A 23,046-nucleotide genomic window follows, 5' to 3' on the forward strand; every position below is an offset into this window, starting at 1 on the left:
TAAAAAACCCGTTTCGAATTGAAACGGGTTTCTTTTGCGATATAGTTGTTCTACTATTTTGCGTAATTAATTGCACGTGTTTCGCGAATTACTGTAATCTTCACCTGACCAGGATAAGTCATTTCATCCTGAATTTTTTGTGCAATATCCAATGATAATGTTTCAGCTTCCTTATCGGATACCTTCTCACTACCAACGATAACTCTCAACTCACGACCAGCCTGAATTGCATAAGTCTTCAATACACCAGGATGCGAAAGAGCAAGGTTTTCAAGATCTTTCAATCGCTTGATATAAGACTCTACAATTTCACGACGAGCTCCCGGACGAGCACCTGAAATGGCATCACAAGCCTGGATAATTGGAGAAATCATAGAAGTCATCTCGATTTCATCATGGTGAGCTCCAATTGCGTTGCAAACATCTGGCTTCTCTTTATATTTCTCAGCCAGCTTCATCCCTAAAATTGCGTGTGGCAATTCTGGCTCATCATCCGGCACCTTACCTATATCGTGTAACAGACCTGCACGCTTGGCACGCTTCGCATTTAAACCAAGCTCAGTGGCCATTATAGCACATAAGTTTGCAGTTTCTCTTGCGTGTTGCAATAAGTTTTGTCCGTATGACGAACGGTATTTCATTTTACCTACCAAACGAATCAATTCAGGGTGAAGACCATGAATACCCAAGTCAATTGCTGTACGTTTACCAGTTTCGATAATTTCTTCTTCAATCTGCTTGCGAACCTTATTCACCACTTCTTCGATTCTTGCAGGGTGAATACGTCCATCGGTTACCAATTGGTGAAGTGCCAGCCTGGCAATCTCTCTGCGAACCGGATCGAATCCTGAAAGCACGATAGCCTCCGGCGTATCATCAACAATAATCTCAATTCCTGTAGCCGCTTCCAAAGCACGAATATTACGCCCCTCACGACCGATAATTCTACCTTTAATTTCATCGGACTCGATATGGAAAATGGTTACCGAATTTTCGATCGCCGTTTCTGTTGCCACTCGCTGAATGGTTTTTACCACCACTTTTTTGGCTTCCATATTTGCAGTCATCTTCGCCTCTTCCATAATCTCATTCACATAAGACATGGCTTCGGTTTTAGCCTCCTCTTTCAATGAATCGATCAATTGGTTTTTCGCTTCATCTGCTGATAAGCCTGAAATCTCTTCCAACTGCTCAATTTGCTGCTTTTTCGCTTTCTCAAGCTCTTTCGATTTCTTATCAACCAAATCGATCTGATGATTCAAGTTCTCGCGAATCGCATCTGTCTCCTTCTTTTTACGTTGGAAATCATCAATTCTTTGGTTTAAAGTATTCTCTTTTTGCTTGATTTTATTTTCAGCAGCTAAAAGCTTATTGTTCTTAGAGTTAATTTGTTTTTCGTGCTCGGTCTTTAATTGAAAAAACTTTTCCTTCGCCTGTAGTATCTTGTCTTTTTTGATTACTTCAGCCTCGGTCTGAGCTTCTTGAATTATCTTTTCGCTCTTCGATTTTAGAGCTTTTTGCAATATAAAATATGCAAGTATCCCACCTACAACAAAGGCAAGAATTCCTATTATAGTTTCAATCATATTATAGAATATTTAGTCAATACTAGTTTATATACAAAAATAACCCGCACCATCACTCGAACCAATATCTCAGCAAATAGCTCAGAATTAAGACCATAATCCCTAACTACCAACAAGTTATAAGTTCAAGAAATAATGCGGGTTATTACTTTACTTTATTTTAAAGAACGTTTGTTTACTCTTTTTCCAAGAATTCACTCAGTTCGCGTTCCATTGCTTTTAGCTCATTGTAAACTGGTGCAACATCTGCCTTATTTTCCAATTCAATAACTTTAATTACATACTGCAAAGAAGCCATTGCAAGAAAGTCCTGAGTATCTTTATCTTTATATCTTTGTTTGTATTGCAAAACCTTCTCATTAATCATTTTTGCGGCCTTTCTGATCACTTCCTCCTGTTTGCGATCAATATTTAAAGGATAGGTTCTATCCGCAACGTTAACTTTAATTGAAAGTTTGTTATCCATAAACAAATTCTTATCTGTTTAAAAGCGCAATACATTTATCAATCTCCCGCACAATTCGGTTTATCTTAAGCTTAGCTTCATGAGAATCTTCACTATTTGAAGATAATGTTTTGGCAAGCTTCAATGTATCGTAATGATGTTCAAGTTCACTTTTTTCCCTCGAAAGATTTTCCACCTTCTCCATAAGCTCCATTTTCTCATGAATAAGTGATTCTTTTTCCTCCTTGGATTTTTGGTACAACGAAATAAGCTCGTCTATGCGTTTTCTTAAACTTATTATTATTTCGTTTGATTCCTGATCCATCATTAAAATTTTCTTTTACAAAATTAACATTGCTGAGAAGATTATCAAATTTATTGGTTTGTATTTTAGTTCATGCTTCCGAAAAAAAAGCTTTTTTTGTAGTTTTGACGAACAATACAGCGTAACACAATATGAAAATGATGCATTTTAAAACAAACATAATCACCTTTTTATCAATCCTGTTTTTTTTCCATTCAACCAACCTGATTGCCCAGCAAAAAAATTATCCAAAAAATTACTTTCGATCACCCGTTGATTTTACCATCACACTATCGGGAAACTTTGCTGAATTAAGGAACAATCATTTTCATTCCGGCATTGATATCAGAACATTTACAACAGGTAAAAAAATATACGCCATTGCCGATGGATATGTAAGCAGAATTAAAGTTTCGGCAGGAGGCTATGGGAAAGCCATTTACATCGATCACCCGAATGGATTTACTTCGGTATATGGGCATTTGAACCGTTTTAACAAGGAAATAAATGAATTTGTAAAAGCACACCAATACAGCAAAAAAACATTCGCATTTGATCTGAATTTGGAAAAAGATCGATTTCCCGTGAAAAAAGGCGATATCATTGCCATATCCGGAAATACAGGTTCCTCGGCTGGACCGCATCTTCATTTTGAGATTAGGGATACAAAATCGGAACATCCATTGAACCCGCTTCACTTTGGTTTTAAAATTAAGGATACGACTCCACCAAAAATTTTCAACCTATATGCTTACCCAATGGATTCCTTAAGTAGCGTAAACGGTAAAAACACAAGACAGAAGTTTCCAGTTACCTACTACAACAATGCATTCCACTTAAAAGGAGATCCTAAGGTGGTACTTTCGGGTAATATTGGCTTTGCCTTACAGGTAAACGATTACCTGGACAACACATGGGGAAAGTGTGGCATTTATAATATGAAAGTATTGGTAAACGATTCTTTGATTACAAACTACACTTTCAACAAGTTCTCGTTTGATGAATCGCGTTACATTAATTCCCACATGGATTACGCTCTTAATATCACTGAAAAGAGAAGAATTCACAAGTGTTTTAAAGAACCCAACAACAAGCTATCGGTATACAATTACTTTAGCAATAATGGCATTTACCATTTTAAAGCAGGCACAAAATATAAAATTGATTTCCTGGCCAAAGACACAAAGAATAACCTGGCTAAACTAAGAGTGTATGCTCAATCGAAAGAGAACACTCAAGCATTTAAACAAGCCGATTACAATCAATTACTATCGGCAACGAGCGAAAATGTATTTAAAGCTGATGCAGTGGAATTAAAATTTCCGGCCAACTCGTTTTACACTGATATTAAATTCAAATATTCTCATAAAGCCGACACAAATCTATTGTCCGATATTCATTCGATACATCAAAAAACAACACCAGTACATCGATACTATACTCTTGCAATAAAACCGAACAAAAGCATTAAAAATGAAAACAAGTTGTTTATTGCTTCTCTCGAAAAAGATGGCAAATTTTCGAATGTGGGTGGAATTTATATTAATGGATGGGTAAAATCAAAAACCAGGGTGTTTGGCGATTTTGCGGTGGTAATGGATACCATTGCACCCAGCATTAAGTCGAGAACCAATTTTAAATTGAAAAATCTTTCGGTACGTGAAAAAATATCATTCACAATAAAGGATGAGTTATCGGGAATAAAATCTTATAATGGAATGATTGATGGCAAATGGGTTCTGTTCGAGTTTGATGCCAAGAACAATCACCTGTTTTATACTTTCGATAAAAAAAGATTGTTACCAAACCGAAAGCATAAGCTGCAATTGGAAGTGCTTGATAAACTTGGCAATAAATCCAGGTTTGAAAGCAGTTTTTTCTGGTAGGTCAATTCAAAAAGCATCTTAAGTCGTTAAATTAAAAGCCTTTACTGATAAAGACTTTTATCAGCTTTAACTTTATATTTTTTTCCTATTTTTGTAGGAATCGTGAAAATTTTACGCAATTAAATTCACTTAAATATTTAAACATGAAGAAGATTTATGCAATTGCCTCACTTTTAATGGCAATTTTTGTCTTTTCGACAACAACTTCACAAGCATGTACTAACTACCTTGTAACAAGAGGAGCTAGTACTGATGGTTCTAACATGATTACTTACGCTGCCGACTCGCATGTACTTTACGGAGAGCTTTATTTCCGTCCTGCTGCCGATTGGGCTGAAGGAACAATGATTGATGTTTACGAATGGGATACAGGAAAATACTTAGGTCAGATTCCTCAGGTTCCTCACACATATTCTGTAGTTGGAAACATGAATGAGTTCCAATTGGCTATTGGAGAAACTACTTATGGTGGTAGATCTGAACTTGGAACAGGAAAACAAGAAGGAGCTTTGATTGATTACGGTAGCTTGATTTACCTGACTCTTCAGCGCGCAAAAAATGCTCGTGAAGCAATCAAGGTGATGACTGAACTTGTAGAAACTCATGGTTACTATAGCTCTGGAGAATCATTTTCTATCTCTGATAAGAATGAGATCTGGATTCTTGAAATGATTGGAAAAGGTAATGGCGAAAAAGGTGCTGTTTGGGTGGCAAGAATGATTCCTGACGGATATGTTAGTGGTCATGCTAACCAGGCAAGAATTACCACTTTCCCATTGGAAGGAAAGAACTCTATTTCTTCTGATAAAATGGATAAAATCTTCAATCCTGAAGTAACTAATGTATATGCAAAAGATGTTATTTCTTTCGCAAAAGAAAAAGGTTACTATCCAAAAGATGGCAAGAACAAAGAGTTTAGCTTCTCTGATACATATGCTCCAGTTGATTTTGGTGCTGCAAGATTCTGTGAAATTCGTGTATGGTCTTTCTTTAATGATGTAAAAGAAGGAATGGACAAATATTTCGACTACTGTAAAGGTAAAGTTGAACACGACGATAAAGGTTATGCCACTAACCGTATGCCTCTATGGATTAAGCCAGATGAAAAAGTTGATGTTTTGGAATTGATGGATCACATGAGAAATCACCTTGAAGGAACAGAATTGGATATGGCTAAAGATATGGGTGCTGGACCTTACGGCAACCCTTACCGTTGGAGACCACTTACCTGGAAAGTTGACGGTGTTACTTATTGTAACGAACGTGCAACTGCTACTCAGCAAACAGGTTTCTCATTTGTAGCACAGTCTAGAAACTGGTTACCTGATGCAGTTGGTGGAATCAACTGGTTTGGTGTAGATGATGCTGCATCGTCGGTATACTTCCCAATGTATTGCGGTAGCACAAGAGTTCCTAAGTCGTTTGCTGTAGGTAATGGTAAATTGATGGACTTCACAAACAAATCTGCATTTTGGGTATTCAACCAGGTAACTAATTTTGCTTATACTCGCTATAATGCAATCCACCCTGAAATTGCCAAGAAGCAAAAATCTCTTGAAAAGAAATATTTATCATTCACTAAAATTATCGACCTTGCTGCTGAGGGAATGTTTAAAACTGACGAGGCTGCTGCAATTGAGTTCTTAACTGATTTCTCTTGTAACCAGGGTGATAATCTTACCAACGAGTGGAGAGAGTTCTATGGCTACTTATTCGCTAAATACATGGATGGTAACATTAAGGAAAAAGATGGTGACAAGCAAAATCCTAAAATGAAGCAACCAGGATACAGCAAAGAGTATTATGAAACAATTGTGAAAACTACTGGCGACAAATTAAAAGTTTCTGGTGCATCTCACTAAAAAAATATGATTCTAATAAAAAGGAGCTTTAGGGCTCCTTTTTTTTATAGAGCTTATGTATGAATATTTTTTATGGATTGCATAAAAAAATGAGCTCAATGCTTTTTAGCTTAGATATTTTTATTAATTTTGCGGCGAATTCGTGCGTAATCTCTGGCATGGTAATAGGTAAATATGTTTACATTGCGCTCGTGAACCTTAATACATTAAAATAATGGATTTAATTAAAGTTGCAGAAGAGGCTTTCAACACAGGTGTTGAAACTCCTGATTTTCAAGCAGGTGATACTGTAAGTGTTTCTTACAAAATTAAAGAGGGAAACAAAGAAAGAACTCAGGTATTTAGAGGTGTTGTTATCCAAATTAAAGGATCAGGATCTACTAAAACTTTCACCATCAGAAAAATGTCTGGTAACGTAGGTGTGGAAAGAATCATTCCATTCTCTTCTCCATTCATCGAGAAAATTGAAGTGAACAAAAGAGGTCGCGTTAGAAGAGCTAGAATTTACTATCTACGTGGACTTACAGGTAAGAAAGCAAGAATCAAAGAAAGAAGATTCTAAAATCTTGCGAATAAGAAATATAAAAAGCCTTCCAAATTGGGAGGCTTTTTTTGTGCAAAAAAAAAGCATCTGAATAATTCCAGATGCAATAATTATTTAAACAGGACTATTATCACGGATTATACCAATCTGGCATCTCCCCATTATAAATTAATTGTTCTCTATTACTTCCATCCGGATCCATGGTCCAAATCGTTTTTTTCTCGGTACCAGAATTAGAAACATTCATGAAAATGATTTTCTCTCCTGTCTCTGAAAATTTCGCTTGAAGATCATTCCCGGTTTTATCATCTCCCGATAAATCGGTCCAACCTGTTCCATCGATATTAATGCTATAAATTCTAGCATCTCTCTGAATGCCTCTGTCATCTTCATAAAGCGAATCCAAAGAAAAAATCACCTTATCGCCACCAAATGAAAATTGAGGATTAGATAAGGTTCCTTCCAAATTTGGAACAAGTACAGTCATATTACCACCATCAGGATCCATCAAATAAATTTCATTATCGTATGGCTTATCGCCTTGGGCAAGTGCAACAATTTTTTCTTCACTTCTATTGTCGAACTGGTAGGTCCAATCCATTTGAGTAAACTCTCTGTTTACCGGTGAATTGGCAATTTTTTGCCAGCCGGTACCATCATTATTAATTACAATTAATTCATTGTAGTAGCCATACATTAACTGATCGCCTGTTGGTGACCACACAAATCCACCACCATCATTATGGTTTCCAACCACAGGTCTGTCGTTGGTAACTTTAAAAACATCTTTGCCTTTTAAATCCATGGAGTAGATATGAAAAACACCATTGTCCATTGCAGAGTAAGCAATGCGTGAGTGGCTTCCAGGCATAATCTTTGGGTGGAGCTCATCCCCACCTCCATCAGTTAGTCTAACCAAGTGATTCTCTTGCAAATCCCATGAGTAAACATCTCTTGAGTTTAACGAATCTTTTACAAAAATGTAGCCGTTAATAGGAAAATCTTCGGTATTAAATCTCCAGATATCCCCCTCGACTTCATCTAATTGTTTGTTTCTGGCCACAATTTTCCACAAATAGGTGGTTTCGAATTTTAGGCCATTTACAGTATAAGTGGTATCCAAAATATTGGTGGCCACTTTTACCCCTTCTGTATCGGCAGCACCTTCATATAAAACCACGTCAAAATAAAGGGTATCTCCTTTTTCTGTTTCACCATTGTTCCAGGTTAGCGTAACTTCGGTAGGAAGTTTTGTTGCATCACTGGTAACATCAAGAGGCGATACATAGGTAATATTATCAGGAATCTTTTTATCGATTGGAGCATCTTGCAAAACAAATTCCATCACAACATCCTGTCCTTCTCGAACAGTAATACTAATGTTTTGCGAAGAGTAATCCTCTTTCGAGGCCGTAACTGAATAATCTCCAACCAAAACTTCCCCAATACTAAATTGGCCTTCGGCATTGGTTGTTACAGAAGTTGTTCCAGGGCTCGTAGTAATTGTTACACCTTCCATAGGTGTATTGTTACTGTCAGAAGCTTTTACAGTTCCACTAATGGTTCCATATAAATCAGGCTCCACGGTACTTTCATTACACGATATTATAAGCATGGACCATCCAAGAAGTAGAAACAGTCCAAAGAGTGTGTAGAATTTTCTCATATTCTGGTAGCTATTTTAATTTTTCTTAATTTACTCATTATCTCCATGTAAAACAACCGAATCTTGAGCAACCAACTTCTTATTGTGATAAACGAACAGTTTGACGAATAAATTATCCTTCCTGGACAAATTCATTCTTGCTTCAGATAAAGCTAAAATTTTGTTGGTTGGAGCGATGCTTTTTCCTTTTTGACTTGTTGAAGTATCACCGGAACGCCCTACTTTCTTGGTACGAAGTACATAGTCGATGGTGATGGTTTGATCTTGGTAGTTTGTAAATTTTGCACAAACCGATAAGTTATTGATTTCACCTTCTAATTCGATCCAGGCTTTCATTTTGTTTTGGATAATGCGGTTTGCGTAAACATTTACTATCAAAAGAAGCAAACAACTTAGTGCAAAAATTCTTAGTGTCATACAATTAATAACTTACTTACGATTATTAAAATTATCCAATCGGTTGCGTAAAATCAATATTGGAAGCGTTAAATTACTATAAATAGCTAAAAAATTCATTTAATTTCCATAAAATATCTTAAAATAAGAAGGGGTACCCTTTCGGATACCCCAACCATTTAAACCTGCTCTGTATTCACAAACCACTTTGTATTATAACTGTCATACCGACTCCCACCTGGGTAACTTCATAACCTGATGAGTTTCCGGTATCCATTTGAATTAATTCATTGTCGTTTCCAACTTGTGTAATTTCAAAGCTCTTATTATTCCCAATAACTTCTTGTTGCAATGAATTGTTATCACCATACTGGTGAATGCTAGAGGAAATGCTGTTACCATTTAGAACAGATTCCACAAAATTTAAATCTCCTCGCTGAAAAATCTCCAAAACCTGGCGATTTCCTTTCTGAACTGCCTCTAAAATGTTTTCAACACCAACCTGTTGGATAATTGCCACCTGTTCTTTACTAAATTGAGTAATGAATAATTCATTCTCATTTCCATATTGAATAGCAGAAATTACATTTTCTCCTTCGATGGCATTTGCAAGACCATAATTCAACTGTTTCAGAAGATGATCTTCCTGATTATAATTCTGCCCAATTACAAGATTGCTAAAACATAAGAACAGAGCGCACCATATGTATTTTATAAAATAAGGCATAAGCGACTTTGTGAAGATTTTAATCAGGAAAAAATTCCCGCAAGAGCGGGAATTTAATCTGATAATTTCTTTAGTATCATGGTGAGAATACAACACCATTGTTTCCTTGCTGAGTTACAGCGAAGTTATCGGCACCATTCTGGATAACCTGACCAAAGTGTCCGTTACCAATTTGCTCAAGGAATGAAGTATTGTTGTCACCCCACTGGTAAGTTAAACCTGTGTTGTCATCACCAGTTTGAACAATAGTAGCACTATTAAACATACCGTCCATTTGTGCAATTACAGCAACGTTACGGTCACCATCCTGCAAGATGTCAGCTAAACTTTCTTCCTGATCGAACTGGAATACCCAACCTCTGTTGAAATCACCTCTTTGCTCAACAAATGCGTCTGATTTCTTACCACCAAACTGTCCAACAAATGAGAAGTTGTATTCACCCTTCTGGAAGATGTCTGCTTTATTCTTCTTACCACCAATCTGGTCGATAATTGCTAAGTTTCCAAGATCTTTTTGTTTAATCTTAGCTTTGTTCTTAGTTCCATAAAGCTGAGAAATGTAAGCTGTTTGGCGTACACCTTTTTGAATTACTGTAGCTACATCACCTGATCCGTACTTTTGCGTTACATCAGCAAAATGTCTGTATCCTTTTTGGAATACCTCAACATCACCACCTGATTCATGAATTTGCTCAACAAAAGCATAGTTACGAGTACCAATTTGGTTTGTTCTCGATACATTGTGATCTCCACCAACTTGAACTGTACGTGCACGGTTTCCTTCACCATTTTGCATAATAAATGCCTCGTTATCTACACCACCTCTTTGGTAGGTTGAAGCCATATTATAAATACCATTTTGGTGAATATTGGCAACATTGCTGAAACCACCAATTTGCATAGTTCTTGCTCTGTTAAATGCATAAAGCTGAGAAATGGTTGCAGTGTTAAATCTACCGTACAATTGAGTAACTCTTGCCATGTTTCTTAAACCCCACTGGTTCACGAAAGCTGAGTTATAAGCACCTCTTCTTTGGTAAACATCCGAACGGTTAAGTCTACCATACTGAATAACAGTTGCATCAGTGAAAATCGGTAAAATTTGTGTAATGTTAGAGAAGTTACGAACTCCCATTTGAGAAACAGTTGCGGTACTTAAAGCACCATACTGAAGAACATGACTGCGGTTAAATCTTCCTAACTGATCTACCATAGCAATGTTATTATGGTTTGCTTGTACAATAGTTGACAAGTTAGCCAATCCCATTTGCATAACAGATGCAGCATTTAAGAAATCAAATTGAGTTACATACGACATGTTAAACCATCCTGCCTGACTAACACCTGCCATATTCATTAAACCCAATTGAAGAACTCTGGAAATGTTGTGCAATCCCAATTGATCAACGTAAGCCATATTAAAGAATCCTACTTGATCAACATACGATACATTCAGAATGCCTCGCTGAGTAACCATTGCTGAATTACCAACAAGCCACTGATTGATATCAGAGATGTTAGCCAATCCTGTTTGGTCAACTGTAGCGTCATTCCATAATCCTAGTTGGTCAACATCACTCATGTTGTACCATCCAACTTGGGTAACACCAGCTGTATTGCCAAAACCCAATTGGTCTACTGTTGAGTAGTTAACCTGTGCAAATGCAGAAGAAACTGCAAAAACCACAGCAACTACCAGAAATAATAATTTTTTCATGGTTGATTTTTTTTAAGGTTTTAAAGTGAATTAAAATAAAATCTAAGTATAGTATAAAGAGCTCTGATAAGATCTAACATATAAGTGCTTACAGCCTGTGTAGATCTTTTATCTAAATTAAGAAAAAGCCTTTCCAAACGCTTTTATTTTTACATGAATGAATTATTACTATTGATTAAATGGTACTATCGATAATCTAATTTTGAAACAGTCTAAAAAAGCATAAGAAAACTTAAACAAATGTTTAAAATGTTTTAAATGATATCTTAAAACAAAACCGCCAAACTGCAATTTTTCAGCAATTTGGCGGTTGTTTGTATTATAAATCAATCAAATCAATTCATATAATTATGGAGTTACACCTGCATTGTATTGAGTTACGATAGCAGTGTTTCCATTACCGTACTGAGTAACTGTAGATGAGTGACCGAAACCTTCTTGGTAAACGTCAGCAACGTTGTTGCTTCCTACCTGAAGAGTTACAGCTGAGTTGTAATCACCAATTTGGTTAGTAACTGCGATATTACCTTCACCAAATGCCTGAACTGTTACAGCAAAGTTATCATTACCTTCCTGGTTGATTAATGCATAGCTATCATCTGAATCGAACTGACCAATAGCTGCTTCATTATCATCACCTAACTGAATGATACCTGCGAAAGAGAAATCAGTAAATGACTGCTCAATATAAGCTTCGTTAGATTCACCAATCTGTGCGATACCTGCGAAAGAACCTACACCAAACTCCTGGTATATTTCAGCATCGTTATATTTTCCTTCTTGTCCAATGTAAGCTTCGTTGAAAGCACCTTCGATTTGTACGATAGCTGCATCATTTCTCTTACCATACTGCTCAATTTCAGCATTGTTGAATAAACCACCTAACTGACCTACGTAAGCATCATTTCTTTTACCTTGCTGGTAAACATCTGCTGTATTGAATACGCCATAGTACTGCTGTACGAATGCATCGTTACCTTTACCTCTTTGGTTCACCAATGCCCAATTTAAAGCACCTTCCATTTGCTCAACTTCAGCAAAGTTATATTTACCTCTTTGGTTAACGTATGCTAAGTTAGCAAGACCACCATCTTGAGTTGTAACAGCAACGTTAGCTTTACCTCTTTGCATGATGATAGAGTTGTTATACATACCACCGTACTGAGCTGCGTAAGCTTCGTTATATCTTCCGTGCTGGTTTACATCGATATCGTTCATATAACCACCGTACTGTCCAGTGTAAGCAAAGTTACCTAAACCACCTTGGTGTACCAATGCGCGGTTAAACATACCACCCCATTGTTCAGCATATGTAGTATTAAACATACCGTGCTGAAGAATTTCAACAGTATTTTCTTCACCTAACCACTGGTCAACATTTGCATAGTTTCCAAAACCATACTGGCTAACGATAGCAAGGTTTGCGTAAGTAGCTTCCTGAAGAACTTTAGCTCTGTTCCAAGTACCCCACTGACTAACGAAAGCCATATCATAAGCACCACCTAATTGGTCAATATCAGATCTGTTTAACCATCCTCTTTGGAATACGTCAGCGTATTCAGCATAGCTAAATGCCTGGTTAATGTCAGAAACGTTCCAAACACCTGCCTGATCTACGTAAGCCATGTTGTAAGAACCAAAGAATTGAGAAATGTAAGAAGTGTTGTAGCCATACTGCTTAACGTCTGCAAAATTGAACCAACCTAATTGGAAAGCTGCAGAGAAGTTAGACATTGCCTGATCTACATAAAGAGTGTTTCCTGTGCCAAGCTGAGTAGCTAAAGAAACGTTGAAAAATCCTGCTTGATCAATAGTAGCGTTATTGAAAACACCATCTTGATAAACATCACTAATGTTGAATACACCTGTTTGAGTAACAGCAGCACTGTTAAGCCAACCGTATTGCTCAACATTTGATTGGTTGATTTGAGCGAAAGAATACGCTCCAGTTAATAAAACTGTCAAAAAGACGAATAAAATCTTTTTCATGGTTTGAATTTTTAGGTTTAAAGTGAAATACAGGTTTCCCTGAGTGAATTGTTTTAATTAATTTTAATGCACATCTGTGTGCGATTTGATGATTTATGTTTTTTATTCGAAAACTAAATTAGAAAGGAATATTGGAAATAAAATGTTAGTTTACATCAAACTATATATTTATATGATGAATATTTAAAAGATCTTGATCAAATCTTACAAAGCTTTTAAATTCATTCTAAATAGTTAATTAAAATTAAACAAATCGCTGCAAACCACGCAATAACAAGCTTACAAGCAATATCCATTAAAAAAATTAGGCATAAAAAAACAGGTTAGAAATGAATCTAACCTGTTAGTAACTTGTTAATATTTTATTCAACAGACTTTGGCTGTTCTTTAGGTTTTTTGCGTATCTTTTGTTTTCTCACCCTTTTCTTTTTATTCTTATCCCAGAGTTTATCAAAGTAAAAATTAAGTCCTATTTTTCCTTCCCAGAAATAGTCATTATAATTACCCTGTTTTAAACCATCAACATTATCATTAAAAATGTAGTGATTCAGAACAGAGAAATTTAATCCAAACTTGTCGTTGAGTAAGAATTCCACCCCTGCTCCATAAATTGCCTGGGTATGTATCGAATTGGAAAGATCGAATGTAAAGGCAGATTTATCATGCTGGGAAAATAATCCCAAACCTCCTTCAACATATGGTGTCCAGCTTTTATATGGCAACAAACGATACTTGGCTGTTACATCCAAAGAGTTGTAGGTTCTTTGAAAGTGTTTCGTAGTAGCCAAATCTCCCCTTGTTAAGCTGGCTTTAAACTGTACGTACGATTGAGTATCGTATAACAAGGATACACCTCCGCAAGCTTCCATTTCGGTATGACTATAATCTCCCATATATAGCCACGAACCTCCTTCAATTCCCAAACCAAATTTATGTCTTCTCTTGGTCACCAATTGATCAAAGAAATCTGATTCCTGGTTGGTTTCTTTTTCTTCCACATAATTGGTAATCACTTCAGAGCTTACATCTTCAGGATTTTTTAGGTCCCACAAACCTTCAATTACACCTTCGATAATTAATGATTCCACAGCCTTCTCGATAGCCTCTTTTACCGCCATTTCTGATGGCTCGTTGTAGGTAAAACCTGTTTCAGCCTCTAGAAGTCTCTTAAATTTTACATACCTAAATAAGCTCGCATCTATCTTTTGAGACAGAATCATTTTTGAGGTGTAAACGGTTTTTAAAATTCTACCATTACTGGTTGAAATGGCACGCAGGTAAACGGTTACCCGATCCTGACGATACTGACCAGAACCTCCGGCAGCAAAATACATTAAACCAGCTCCACCAGTAATTACATTAGCGTCGTAACTAATTACACCACCTTCCAAAACAATCCCCGCAAATAACAACGGAGGAAGCAGTTGCGACTTATCGTCTTTTCCTGCATAGTTGGCACGGCTGGAACGTATGATTTTCCTTTCATTTAACAAGTTAGATAAACCTTCACGCTCCAAGGGGATAAACCATCCCGATTCTTCTATCGCCTTTAATAAAATTGACGTTGTTCCCTGGGTAACAGCTGTAGACCAGTTTGCACCGGTTTCCGAAGGTTTGTACTGACCTGTTTGGTCACGAAACTTATAAACTGCTGCAACAATTTTTTCTCGTGGTTCTGGCAAGCCCACCAGGTTTTTACGAACTGGTGTTTCTGCTCCTATTTCGGCACGTTGTTCCGTTAGCGGTTGGTTAAAATAGGGTACACATCCACCAATTATAAAAATAATCAGCAGATATAAGGGTATAAATCTTTGCATATAGAGAGACTTAGTGAGGTATTACATTAATTAATGGTGTGATTTAATAGCTTGGAATGATCACATTGGTATAATTCCCATTCCGCAGGTCTTGTATGTTGACCGTAATCCCGCTTGCATCTTCCATAATATCAACCTGGTAACTTCCAAGATTATAACTTCCCGATTCAAGGTCGCCACCTTCACCAAAAATCTGATTCACCAACTGACTAGAAAGTTGATTCAATATTTGACGGTTCAGGTTGTCTTCGAAATCATCCAATGGATCTGTTTGGTACCCTTCCTCTGTAGTAGGATCTTCAATTTTATCTTGTTGCTTAGCCGAATTGATAAGCCAGTTATAATTGTATGGATTACCGCCAAAATTGGAATTTACCGGAGTATATACAAAATCTTGCGCCAATGCTCCTACAGGTTGAGCCAGGGCAAATATGGCGACGATGATTATTGCTTTTAAATATTTCATGGTGTGTTATTTTTAGGTTAAAAAATACCCGAACCCGATTGGTCATCACCATCAAGCTGAGATTTCATTTTTTCGTAATTTGATAAATATCTTCCAGTTTGTTGTATTGCATAATTTGACATCTGTTCCAGAATATCGTACCTCGGTTGAACTCTTTGCTTAAACACCTCATTATCATTTACCATTACGGTAACCTGTGTAGCCAATCCTGGCAAAACCATCTCCTTAATGGTAATGGTAAAATTTTTAGCATTTTTTGGTGCATTCCATCCTGAATAAAACATGTCGTAGAAATCCCTTCCTACTTTTGATATGGTTTCATCCATAATTAATCCATCAATTTCCATGTCCAATTCAGCCGATTCGGCACTGGCATTATTTTTTACCGCATTATTTAACGCACCTTTCAGTATTTCTAAAGTTCTGAGCGAATCTCTCACTTTTTTCGATTCCTGAGCTTGCAATGAATATGGAAACAGGCTCAAAACAAAAAGCACCAATATCAAGAATCTTTTTAAGAAAAGACTCTGCTTAAACACTATATTTTCAGCCTTCTTCACAATATATAAATATATACTTTCTAATTTTAAATTCATAAACTTTTACACCACATTAGACCACTCTTAAGAAATCTTAACTTTTGTTAACCAGTTAATTAAACTTAAACAGATAAATATAATTCTTTGACAATTGGTCTTTTTTTATCCATTAAAATTTTGGGCACTTAATTGCCCTGATCCTTCTTTTCTTTCTGTAATAATGAGAACCCGAACAAGAAGTTCGTGTTTTTCCCAACAAATATGTTAGAGAAATCTCGTGTGCCCCTGAGTTTGTTTTCACCAATTTTGAAACTACATAGTCGTAAGAATATCCAATTCGCAATCGATCAGTCTGATAGCCCAACAAAACGATAAAAGCATCGAAGTCGAATGATAAATTTTGTCTGAACCAGGCCCCCACCACCCAATTGGTTCGTGAAAAATAAAGTCCATAGTTCATTTGTTCAAAATCCTGCTGTTTCTGATAAAGAATATTAGGCGAAATTGAATAATCGCTCTTCATTAAACCTCTCGAATATCCAATAGGGATTAATGCTCCTGCATGAAATGTATATTTTCGAGGTAAAATAGCTGTATTGTCATCGCTATCGAATGCCTCATCGGGTTCGGATAAGTGATCGGCGACAGCCCCAAAATAGAAATTCTTATAGTTTGCTACCACACCAAGTGAAAAATCAATATAGGAATGAGATAAACTCCCTGGTTGAACTTCTCTTCCCGGATATATTACTCCATACAAAGGGTCAATCATATCGGAAAACACAAGCGATTCCCAATCTAATTTTCTTTGAACATAGGTAGCTTTTAAGCCAGTATTGATTGAGAAGTTTCGATTGATATTTAGGGAGTAAGAATACATGCCTGAAGCCATGGTAGTTTTAATTGCCCCATCGCCTTGATTGTCCTGTATCAATAACAATCCAAGTCCGCCACGCATAATATCAATATATTGATCGAAAGAAACCGTATAGCTTACAAAGGGATTGTTGTTTTGCGGCCACTGATTGCGATAGGAAACAGAGGCAACCGGAGCAAATTCCGAGCCTGCCAAGGCTGGGTTCAGGTACAATCGATTGGCATAAAACTGAGAAAATTCAATATCCTGTGCTTTCGCTGATAAGGCGAGCACAAGCCAAAATATAATATGAACAATTCTCCATTTTATCATCTTATCTGATTAAAGATACCGAGCCATCTTGCTTTGACTTTCCATTAATAATTAAGGTCCATACATAAACACCAGGGTTTACAGGCTTTCCTTTATAGGTTCCATTCCATCCAACGCCTAAATCGGTAAATTCATAAATCATTTCACCCCAACGATTGTAGATATACATTTCGATCTCCTCTCCGGCAATATCACCCGTAATCACAGGCCCAAAAGTATCGTTTAAACCATCGCCATTTGGGGTAAAGGCATTGGGAACAAAAATTCTATACCGATCTACATAAACCATTATTTCATCCTCGCCCCTGCAACCATTAAAATCAGTAAATAAAAGTGTATACAATCCCTCTTCGGTAACCGTGTAGGTAGAAGAGGTAACACCATCCTGCCACAGGTAAGTGCCTGGTAAAAATCTGATTTCTATTGCCGGGGCCAATACCTTGCTTTCGGTATAAAAAATGGTTGTATCCGCTCCCAGGTCGAATGTTGGTCGGTCGTGAACAACAAAGTCAGCCCTGGAGTAGTTAAAGCACATTCCATCTGTAATTTCGGTATATAAAGTCAGCCCGTTTGTTATTTGCTGCGACAAAGGATTATTCACTGCATCAGCCAGGCTTATATCTTCGAACCACGAAATTATAGATCCTGCTCCTGATATTCCTGATTCCAATCCACTTAAATCATAATTGTTAACAATGCCTGATCCTGGTTCATCTTCACATAGCTCGGTGATTACATTATTGGCTTCAGGTAAAGTATTAACGAAAAAATTAAGCCTGGCAGAATTTTCACAGGAGTTAGCATTGGTGACCAATGCATAATATGAACTTTGATTCGAAATGGTCTGGCTAGCAGGATTATTAACAGGAATAGTCAATCGATCATCAGCGAACCACTGGATGATTACATTCGGATCCTGACTTAAATCGCTTTCATAGTCGGTTAGGTTTACACCACTGGTAACTGAAGTACCATAAGTTTCCTCGCACAGATTCTCTGTTACTGTTGATGTTTGAGGCAATGCGGTAATGGTAAAGTCCAATTCTGCAAAACTTTCACAATTGCCATCCCATATCCTTGCATAGTAGATATCGCCATCGGTAACCTGAATGTTTCCAGGATTCACAACCGCATTTGAATAGGAAGCATCGGAGTACCATACCAGAGAAACTCCTGGACTCATCGTAATGTCGCCTTCGTACAATCTTAAATCTACACCACTGCGAATTGCAGTATTGAAATTATCTTCGCAAAGAACAACTGAATGATCCTGAGAAACTGGCAGAGGCTGAATGGTAAAATCAACTTGCCCAACATTACTTTCTACACCAAAACTAACCCTAACAAAGAAAGCATCGCCATTGCTAACAGTTGTACTCGACGGATTAGGAACAGGAAGACTTAATGCAGCATCGAAAAACCACTCCTTTGTTGTTCCCGGATCATTGTTTACGGCAGTTTCAAGTTGGGTAAGATCATAAGCTGCTACCGATGTCGATCCTTGCGTATCTTCACATAAAGTAATTTGCAAATCACTTGCTTCAGGCAATTGCCTCACATTAAAGGTAATACTTCCACCATCCTGACAGTATGCATCCTGCACCAATGCATAAAACACATCATTATTAACAGCGCTTACATTATCGGGAGTCAGCACTGCATTGGTAAAGGCCGCATCAGTATACCAGATTACAGAATTCCCACTTCCGCCATCAATTAGAGAGTTGTAATTCAATAAATTGATTCCCGTTGCCAGTCCGGTACCAAAACTATCTTCCCATACATCCTGAACAATATCGAGTGCGCTTGGTAAAGGTCTTACTGTGTACGTAACTACAGCTACATTTGTATTTGTACCATCATCTACAGCTGCAAAATATCTTGCGCCATTATTGACAGTTAGGTTATTCGGACTTGCAATTGGATTGGTCGGTAATCCATTGGGCTCTGTAGGCCAATCGAAAAACCAGTTAAAAGTATCACCGTTTCCATCGTTAATTTGATTCTCAAGCAGAGTCAGATCGACTACTGCTGTTCCACTTCCTGATACATCTTCGCAAACTTCAGGAAAAACATCGCGAGCCACAGGCGTGTTTAGAACATTAAATTGCACTGTTGCCACATTTGAACATGTTGCATTGGAGACCAGAACGTAAAAAATATCTCCATCTACCACATCATGCGAGGTAGGATCGGGAACCAAACTGGTCAAACCAGCATCTAAATACCACTCTATGTTGACTGGCTGACCGCCCGTTATTGCGTTATTGTAAAAAGTTAGATCAACTGCATTGGCAGTATTCGAACCAGGTATATCTTCAAATTCATTAATAATTTGACTATTGGCTGTAGGCAACGGCAAAACGGTGTAGGTAACAATGGCTGTATTCGATTCTCCTCCCTCTTCAACCAGCACATGAAATTGCTGCCCATCGCTTACCACAACATTCGTTGGGTCAGGTACCGGGTTAGTTAAAGCAGCATCATTGTACCAGGTAACCGTACTACTTATCCCGCCATTTATTGCACCATCCAAAAGCGTTAAATCGATATTTGAAGCTGTTCCACTACCTGCAACATCTTCACAAATATCTATATTCTGATCATTGGCAATTGGAGATGAACGTACGATAAACTCAACACTTCCTCTATTGGTACAGCTTCCGTTATCGATAAAAGCATAAAAAATATCTCCATCGGTAACCGTAATATTTCCAGGACCAGTAACCAGGTTGGTAAAAGAAGCATCGGTGTACCAAACCACCGGACTGCCATTTGATACCTGATTATCGTAGGAAGTCAGATCGACCCCGGAAGCCGTTCCACTACCAAAAGTATCTTCCCACAGCTGAATGGTGATATCGTTTCCTTCAGGCAAGCTCTCAACGGTATAGGTAACCGTTGCCACACTTGAACCTGTTCCTGTTGATACCTCAGCATAAAAGACTTCTCCATCGGAAACCACCCTATTATTAGGGTTGGATACAGGATTAGATAATCCAACATCGTGAAACCAGGTAACTGGCGATCCACTCCCATTTGTTATGGCATTTTCCAACAAGGTCAAGTCGATATTTGATGCAATGCCTGTATTATAATTGTCTTCACAAACCACAGGATTCTGATCGACAGCCTGGGGCAATGCATTCACAGTAATGGTAACAACGGCCACATTTGTACAAACACCATCGTTCACCTCAACCCAAAATTGTTGACCATTGCTTGCACTAACATTTGTAGGATCGGGAACCAATGTTGTGAGGGCAGCATCGGAATACCAGGTGTAGCTTACACCAGCTCCACCATTTACAGCAGCTTCGAGAGCTGTAAGATCAATTCCCGATGCAACACCTCCTCCAATTACATCTTCCCATACGGCAAGCGTTTGATCATTTGCGGTTGGTAATGCCCGTATCGTTACAGATTGAGTCACATTGTCGGTTCCTCCCGAAATCAGGTTCACCTCTAAATTTACATCATAAGTACCAGCTGCCGGAAATACATGGCTCACTGAAAACGGACTCACATTGCTTGTTTGGGAAGTACCATCGCCAAAATCCCAAACTGCACTTGCAATATTAGATAGATCGGAGCTTATCGTAAATTCAGTATTATCACCTTCGCAATTGTATTGATAGGCAAACTCTAAACTAAAAATACTGGTTACAAAATTCGGCAATCCCAACCAACATCGTCTTCCTGCCAAATTTTTAGAGTCGGCCACCCAGTTACAGCCAACTCCCACAACATCCGGATCATTAATCACATCCAAATTTAAGCTTCCTGCGGTTGCTGAATTGTTGGTTTTTGCCATGTATATTCGGTTATCAGGAGCCAATTGTAAAGCTCCATAATACCATGGGCCGCTTCCAATTAATTGAGCCGATGCGTTAATTGTGGCTTCGTTATTTGATGTGATATCGAACTGGTACATTTCGCCTTGTGTATACAAACTAACATACAGCAACTCGCCGGATGGCGAGAACTCAACACCATAAGGTGAAACGTAACCCGTAATTTGAACTGGATTGGTAACCTGTCCGTTGGCAGTATTAAAATCGAAGAGCTCCACCATGTCTTCGGTATAAATGGCAACTGCGAGTTTATCCCCGCCAGGAGATGTTTTCATATAACCAATGGCCGATCTTCGGCTGCTATTGTGCCGAATTCCAACCGTACTGGTTACTGCGGCCGACAAACCTGCTGCACTTAATTGGAAAGCTAAAAAATTTCTGCTGTCCCATCGGTGAGTTAAGATCCAAAAATCAGATCCATTGGCGTGCTTTACTGCTGTTACTTTTTCGCAGACTTCGTTGGCAAAGAGAACGACATTTTTCGTGGTAACCTGGCCTAAGCCTCCATTCATCGACATGTCGACTATGGAATACCTAAGGCCGTTTCTGAGGTTATTTTGATGGGCATCGACAGTAAAAATATAGTATAAAACACCGCTTCCAGGTTGCTGTACGATAATAGAAGACTGTGTCGCAGACACATTCCCATCCAAACCTCCTCCATTGGCCATTTGCACATGGTTTCTGTTATACACCGTAATTCCATCGGTATAAAAAAGCAAATCACCTTGAGCATTACATACAGTTGCACATCCCTCTTCTGTATCTAAGGCGCCATCAGTTAGCGGAGCAGCAGGATCAACATTAAAATCGAGCCCGGCATTCTCTCCAAAATACCAAACTCCGGCACGACCTTGTGCAAAAGATGCTGAAAGAGATGAAAAAAATAAAAATGCTAATATGTAGAATTTTAAGCGCATAGAGTGAACCAAGCTGAGTATTTATCTTTGCTTAAACTTTGACTGTCTTTTACTTACAATCAATTTACGAAATAATATTCACCACAACACCAAGAAACTAATTAAAAAAAATCAGGCATCAGTTCAATATTTTGAATCTTTACCTGATTTTTAATATTAGTTAAACGACTATTGCTAAAAAAATTAGCTTAGTCCTAAGTAATCAAACAATTTTGATTTAACATTAGCAGTTAGAGGTCTTTTCCCGTTAAGGATGTAGGACAAGTAAACGTCAGTAATACCAATAATTTTGGCAACTTTTTTCTTCTTGTCATCAAGAATTCTAAGTCTCTCCTTAATTCTTACCAAATCGTCTTGAACTTCTTGTGTCATAACTGTAGTTTTAAAATGAATATAATCGAGTAATAAGGTTTTTTTGTTTTTAACCTGGATGGGAAGTAAGAAAACACTTACTCCCACACCAAGCTAACTTTCTGCAAATTTTAACCAAAACATGGTTAGGTTTTAAAGTGAATAGAGCGAATTAGTTCGGGCTGTAATCCAAACCTGAACCAATAGCTTTTTTTAAATCGAACAAACGCAATTGCTTTTGCAATAAATCGTAGTTCGTATATAAAGTTTTACGGTTTCTGATTTTTGTACTCTCTTCTTCACGATCAACAGTAATTACAACTTTTGTTTTCTTAAAATGATCGTTGATATATTTTAACATCTCTAAATTCGATAGGGCCTTTAAAGGAATAATTACAAGATCGATTGATGTTTGATTCAGAATAATTTCAGTTTCAATAGGATCATCGGCAAAGTATGCCTGTGCATCCAAACTGTGAATGTATTCTTTCAATTCACCAATTAGCGATCTATTTTCTTTTATAAATAAGATATTCATTGTTTTTCCTGATGAGGGAAGAATTTTAAAGCTATTTCCTTCCAATATTAAAACACCCATATCGTCATTACTTTACAACGCATAAATCACTTTCAAATCAAATGCCACAAATTCTAACATCTTGATTTTTTGATGCTTACGAATTTTATCTCATTTTAAGCACTGCATTTAGCTATCCACATTCGGATATAAAAGTTTAAGAATCCTAAAACAAAACACTAAAAGCCTGTATTTCTTGCACATATGTTTT

Annotated in this window: 18 protein-coding genes; 3 read left to right on the top strand and 15 right to left on the bottom strand. The window is 37.5% G+C overall.

All coding sequences use genetic code 11. From position 1 onward, the window contains the following. Window positions 1-53: 53 nt before the first annotated feature. The 3 genes from rny to ELS83_RS09315 all read right to left on the bottom strand — a co-directional run bounded on the left by rny (window position 54) and on the right by ELS83_RS09315 (window position 2,359). The gene (gene rny / locus ELS83_RS09305; RefSeq protein ID WP_171595281.1) at window positions 54-1,586 is read right to left on the bottom strand and encodes a ribonuclease Y; all 1,533 of its coding nucleotides are present in this window, start codon (window positions 1,584-1,586) and stop codon (window positions 54-56) included. A 175-nt stretch (window positions 1,587-1,761) separates the two neighbouring features. Beyond that, window positions 1,762-2,052: a cell division protein ZapA gene (locus ELS83_RS09310; protein ID WP_171595283.1), complete on the bottom strand. Its 291-nt coding sequence runs from the start codon at window positions 2,050-2,052 to the stop codon at window positions 1,762-1,764. Between the two features lie 10 nt (window positions 2,053-2,062). After that, complete coding sequence (locus ELS83_RS09315; protein WP_171595284.1) at window positions 2,063-2,359, bottom strand: hypothetical protein; 297 nt, start codon at window positions 2,357-2,359, stop codon at window positions 2,063-2,065. Between the two features lie 134 nt (window positions 2,360-2,493). On the opposite strand from ELS83_RS09315, the gene ELS83_RS09320 reads away from it, so the two are divergent. The 3 genes from ELS83_RS09320 (at window position 2,494) to rplS (ending at window position 6,645) form a co-directional block, all read left to right on the top strand. Then, entirely contained in the window at window positions 2,494-4,221 is a 1,728-nt protein-coding gene (locus ELS83_RS09320) for a M23 family metallopeptidase (RefSeq protein WP_171595286.1), read from the top strand. A gap of 143 nt (window positions 4,222-4,364) precedes the next feature. After that, on the top strand, window positions 4,365-6,083 hold the full coding sequence (locus ELS83_RS09325) for a dipeptidase (RefSeq protein ID WP_171595287.1): 1,719 nt from the start codon (window positions 4,365-4,367) through the stop codon (window positions 6,081-6,083). A 214-nt stretch (window positions 6,084-6,297) separates the two neighbouring features. Then, complete coding sequence (gene rplS / locus ELS83_RS09330; RefSeq protein ID WP_171595288.1) at window positions 6,298-6,645, top strand: 50S ribosomal protein L19; 348 nt, start codon at window positions 6,298-6,300, stop codon at window positions 6,643-6,645. Between the two features lie 112 nt (window positions 6,646-6,757). Here the strand turns inward: rplS and ELS83_RS09335 are convergent, their stop codons facing one another. The 12 genes from ELS83_RS09335 to ELS83_RS09390 form a co-directional block, all read right to left on the bottom strand. After that, window positions 6,758-8,293, bottom strand: a complete 1,536-nt coding sequence (locus ELS83_RS09335) for a carboxypeptidase regulatory-like domain-containing protein (RefSeq protein ID WP_171595289.1) — start codon at window positions 8,291-8,293, stop codon at window positions 6,758-6,760. Between the two features lie 30 nt (window positions 8,294-8,323). After that, the gene (locus ELS83_RS09340; RefSeq protein ID WP_171595290.1) at window positions 8,324-8,629 is read right to left on the bottom strand and encodes a hypothetical protein; all 306 of its coding nucleotides are present in this window, start codon (window positions 8,627-8,629) and stop codon (window positions 8,324-8,326) included. A gap of 256 nt (window positions 8,630-8,885) precedes the next feature. Further along, on the bottom strand, window positions 8,886-9,416 hold the full coding sequence (locus ELS83_RS09345; RefSeq protein ID WP_171595291.1) for a hypothetical protein: 531 nt from the start codon (window positions 9,414-9,416) through the stop codon (window positions 8,886-8,888). Between the two features lie 76 nt (window positions 9,417-9,492). Continuing rightward, window positions 9,493-11,133, bottom strand: coding sequence for a hypothetical protein (locus ELS83_RS09350; protein ID WP_171595292.1), 1,641 nt, complete (start codon window positions 11,131-11,133; stop codon window positions 9,493-9,495). A 348-nt stretch (window positions 11,134-11,481) separates the two neighbouring features. Continuing rightward, window positions 11,482-13,122 carry a hypothetical protein gene (locus tag ELS83_RS09355; protein WP_171595293.1) on the bottom strand — a complete coding sequence of 547 codons (1,641 nt, stop codon included), beginning with the start codon at window positions 13,120-13,122 and terminating at the stop codon, window positions 11,482-11,484. A gap of 362 nt (window positions 13,123-13,484) precedes the next feature. Beyond that, window positions 13,485-14,939: a CsgG/HfaB family protein gene (locus ELS83_RS09360; RefSeq protein WP_171595294.1), complete on the bottom strand. Its 1,455-nt coding sequence runs from the start codon at window positions 14,937-14,939 to the stop codon at window positions 13,485-13,487. Window positions 14,940-14,982: 43 nt separating this feature from the next. Continuing rightward, complete coding sequence (locus ELS83_RS09365; RefSeq protein ID WP_171595295.1) at window positions 14,983-15,405, bottom strand: curli production assembly/transport component CsgF; 423 nt, start codon at window positions 15,403-15,405, stop codon at window positions 14,983-14,985. A 17-nt stretch (window positions 15,406-15,422) separates the two neighbouring features. Further along, window positions 15,423-16,001 carry a CsgE family curli-type amyloid fiber assembly protein gene (locus ELS83_RS09370; RefSeq protein ID WP_171595296.1) on the bottom strand — a complete coding sequence of 193 codons (579 nt, stop codon included), beginning with the start codon at window positions 15,999-16,001 and terminating at the stop codon, window positions 15,423-15,425. A 112-nt stretch (window positions 16,002-16,113) separates the two neighbouring features. Further along, window positions 16,114-17,133 (bottom strand): PorP/SprF family type IX secretion system membrane protein, encoded by a 1,020-nt coding sequence (locus tag ELS83_RS09375; protein WP_171595297.1) that lies wholly within the window; start codon window positions 17,131-17,133, stop codon window positions 16,114-16,116. Window position 17,134: 1 nt separating this feature from the next. Then, window positions 17,135-21,907 carry a T9SS type B sorting domain-containing protein gene (locus ELS83_RS09380; RefSeq protein WP_171595298.1) on the bottom strand — a complete coding sequence of 1,591 codons (4,773 nt, stop codon included), beginning with the start codon at window positions 21,905-21,907 and terminating at the stop codon, window positions 17,135-17,137. A 183-nt stretch (window positions 21,908-22,090) separates the two neighbouring features. Next, entirely contained in the window at window positions 22,091-22,279 is a 189-nt protein-coding gene (locus ELS83_RS09385; RefSeq protein WP_054720643.1) for a helix-turn-helix domain-containing protein, read from the bottom strand. A gap of 151 nt (window positions 22,280-22,430) precedes the next feature. Then, entirely contained in the window at window positions 22,431-22,856 is a 426-nt protein-coding gene (locus ELS83_RS09390) for a hypothetical protein (RefSeq protein ID WP_171595299.1), read from the bottom strand. Window positions 22,857-23,046: the final 190 nt, after the last annotated feature.

Origin of the sequence: Marinifilum caeruleilacunae (assembly GCF_013141825.1) — a bacterium.
Lineage (GTDB): Bacteria > Bacteroidota > Bacteroidia > Bacteroidales > Marinifilaceae > Marinifilum > Marinifilum caeruleilacunae.

What these genes read in the sequence shown, in the direction of transcription:
- rny (WP_171595281.1), bottom strand. Translation starts at nt 1,586, where the DNA reads ATGATTGAAACTATAATAGGAATTCTTGCCTTTGTTGTAGGTGGGATA.
- ELS83_RS09310 (WP_171595283.1), bottom strand. Translation starts at nt 2,052, where the DNA reads ATGGATAACAAACTTTCAATTAAAGTTAACGTTGCGGATAGAACCTAT.
- ELS83_RS09315 (WP_171595284.1), bottom strand. Translation starts at nt 2,359, where the DNA reads ATGATGGATCAGGAATCAAACGAAATAATAATAAGTTTAAGAAAACGC.
- ELS83_RS09320 (WP_171595286.1), top strand. Translation starts at nt 2,494, where the DNA reads ATGATGCATTTTAAAACAAACATAATCACCTTTTTATCAATCCTGTTT.
- ELS83_RS09325 (WP_171595287.1), top strand. Translation starts at nt 4,365, where the DNA reads ATGAAGAAGATTTATGCAATTGCCTCACTTTTAATGGCAATTTTTGTC.
- rplS (WP_171595288.1), top strand. Translation starts at nt 6,298, where the DNA reads ATGGATTTAATTAAAGTTGCAGAAGAGGCTTTCAACACAGGTGTTGAA.
- ELS83_RS09335 (WP_171595289.1), bottom strand. Translation starts at nt 8,293, where the DNA reads ATGAGAAAATTCTACACACTCTTTGGACTGTTTCTACTTCTTGGATGG.
- ELS83_RS09340 (WP_171595290.1), bottom strand. Translation starts at nt 8,629, where the DNA reads ATGAAAGCCTGGATCGAATTAGAAGGTGAAATCAATAACTTATCGGTT.
- ELS83_RS09345 (WP_171595291.1), bottom strand. Translation starts at nt 9,416, where the DNA reads ATGCCTTATTTTATAAAATACATATGGTGCGCTCTGTTCTTATGTTTT.
- ELS83_RS09350 (WP_171595292.1), bottom strand. Translation starts at nt 11,133, where the DNA reads ATGAAAAAATTATTATTTCTGGTAGTTGCTGTGGTTTTTGCAGTTTCT.
- ELS83_RS09355 (WP_171595293.1), bottom strand. Translation starts at nt 13,122, where the DNA reads ATGAAAAAGATTTTATTCGTCTTTTTGACAGTTTTATTAACTGGAGCG.
- ELS83_RS09360 (WP_171595294.1), bottom strand. Translation starts at nt 14,939, where the DNA reads ATGCAAAGATTTATACCCTTATATCTGCTGATTATTTTTATAATTGGT.
- ELS83_RS09365 (WP_171595295.1), bottom strand. Translation starts at nt 15,405, where the DNA reads ATGAAATATTTAAAAGCAATAATCATCGTCGCCATATTTGCCCTGGCT.
- ELS83_RS09370 (WP_171595296.1), bottom strand. Translation starts at nt 16,001, where the DNA reads ATGAATTTAAAATTAGAAAGTATATATTTATATATTGTGAAGAAGGCT.
- ELS83_RS09375 (WP_171595297.1), bottom strand. Translation starts at nt 17,133, where the DNA reads ATGATAAAATGGAGAATTGTTCATATTATATTTTGGCTTGTGCTCGCC.
- ELS83_RS09380 (WP_171595298.1), bottom strand. Translation starts at nt 21,907, where the DNA reads ATGCGCTTAAAATTCTACATATTAGCATTTTTATTTTTTTCATCTCTT.
- ELS83_RS09385 (WP_054720643.1), bottom strand. Translation starts at nt 22,279, where the DNA reads ATGACACAAGAAGTTCAAGACGATTTGGTAAGAATTAAGGAGAGACTT.
- ELS83_RS09390 (WP_171595299.1), bottom strand. Translation starts at nt 22,856, where the DNA reads ATGGGTGTTTTAATATTGGAAGGAAATAGCTTTAAAATTCTTCCCTCA.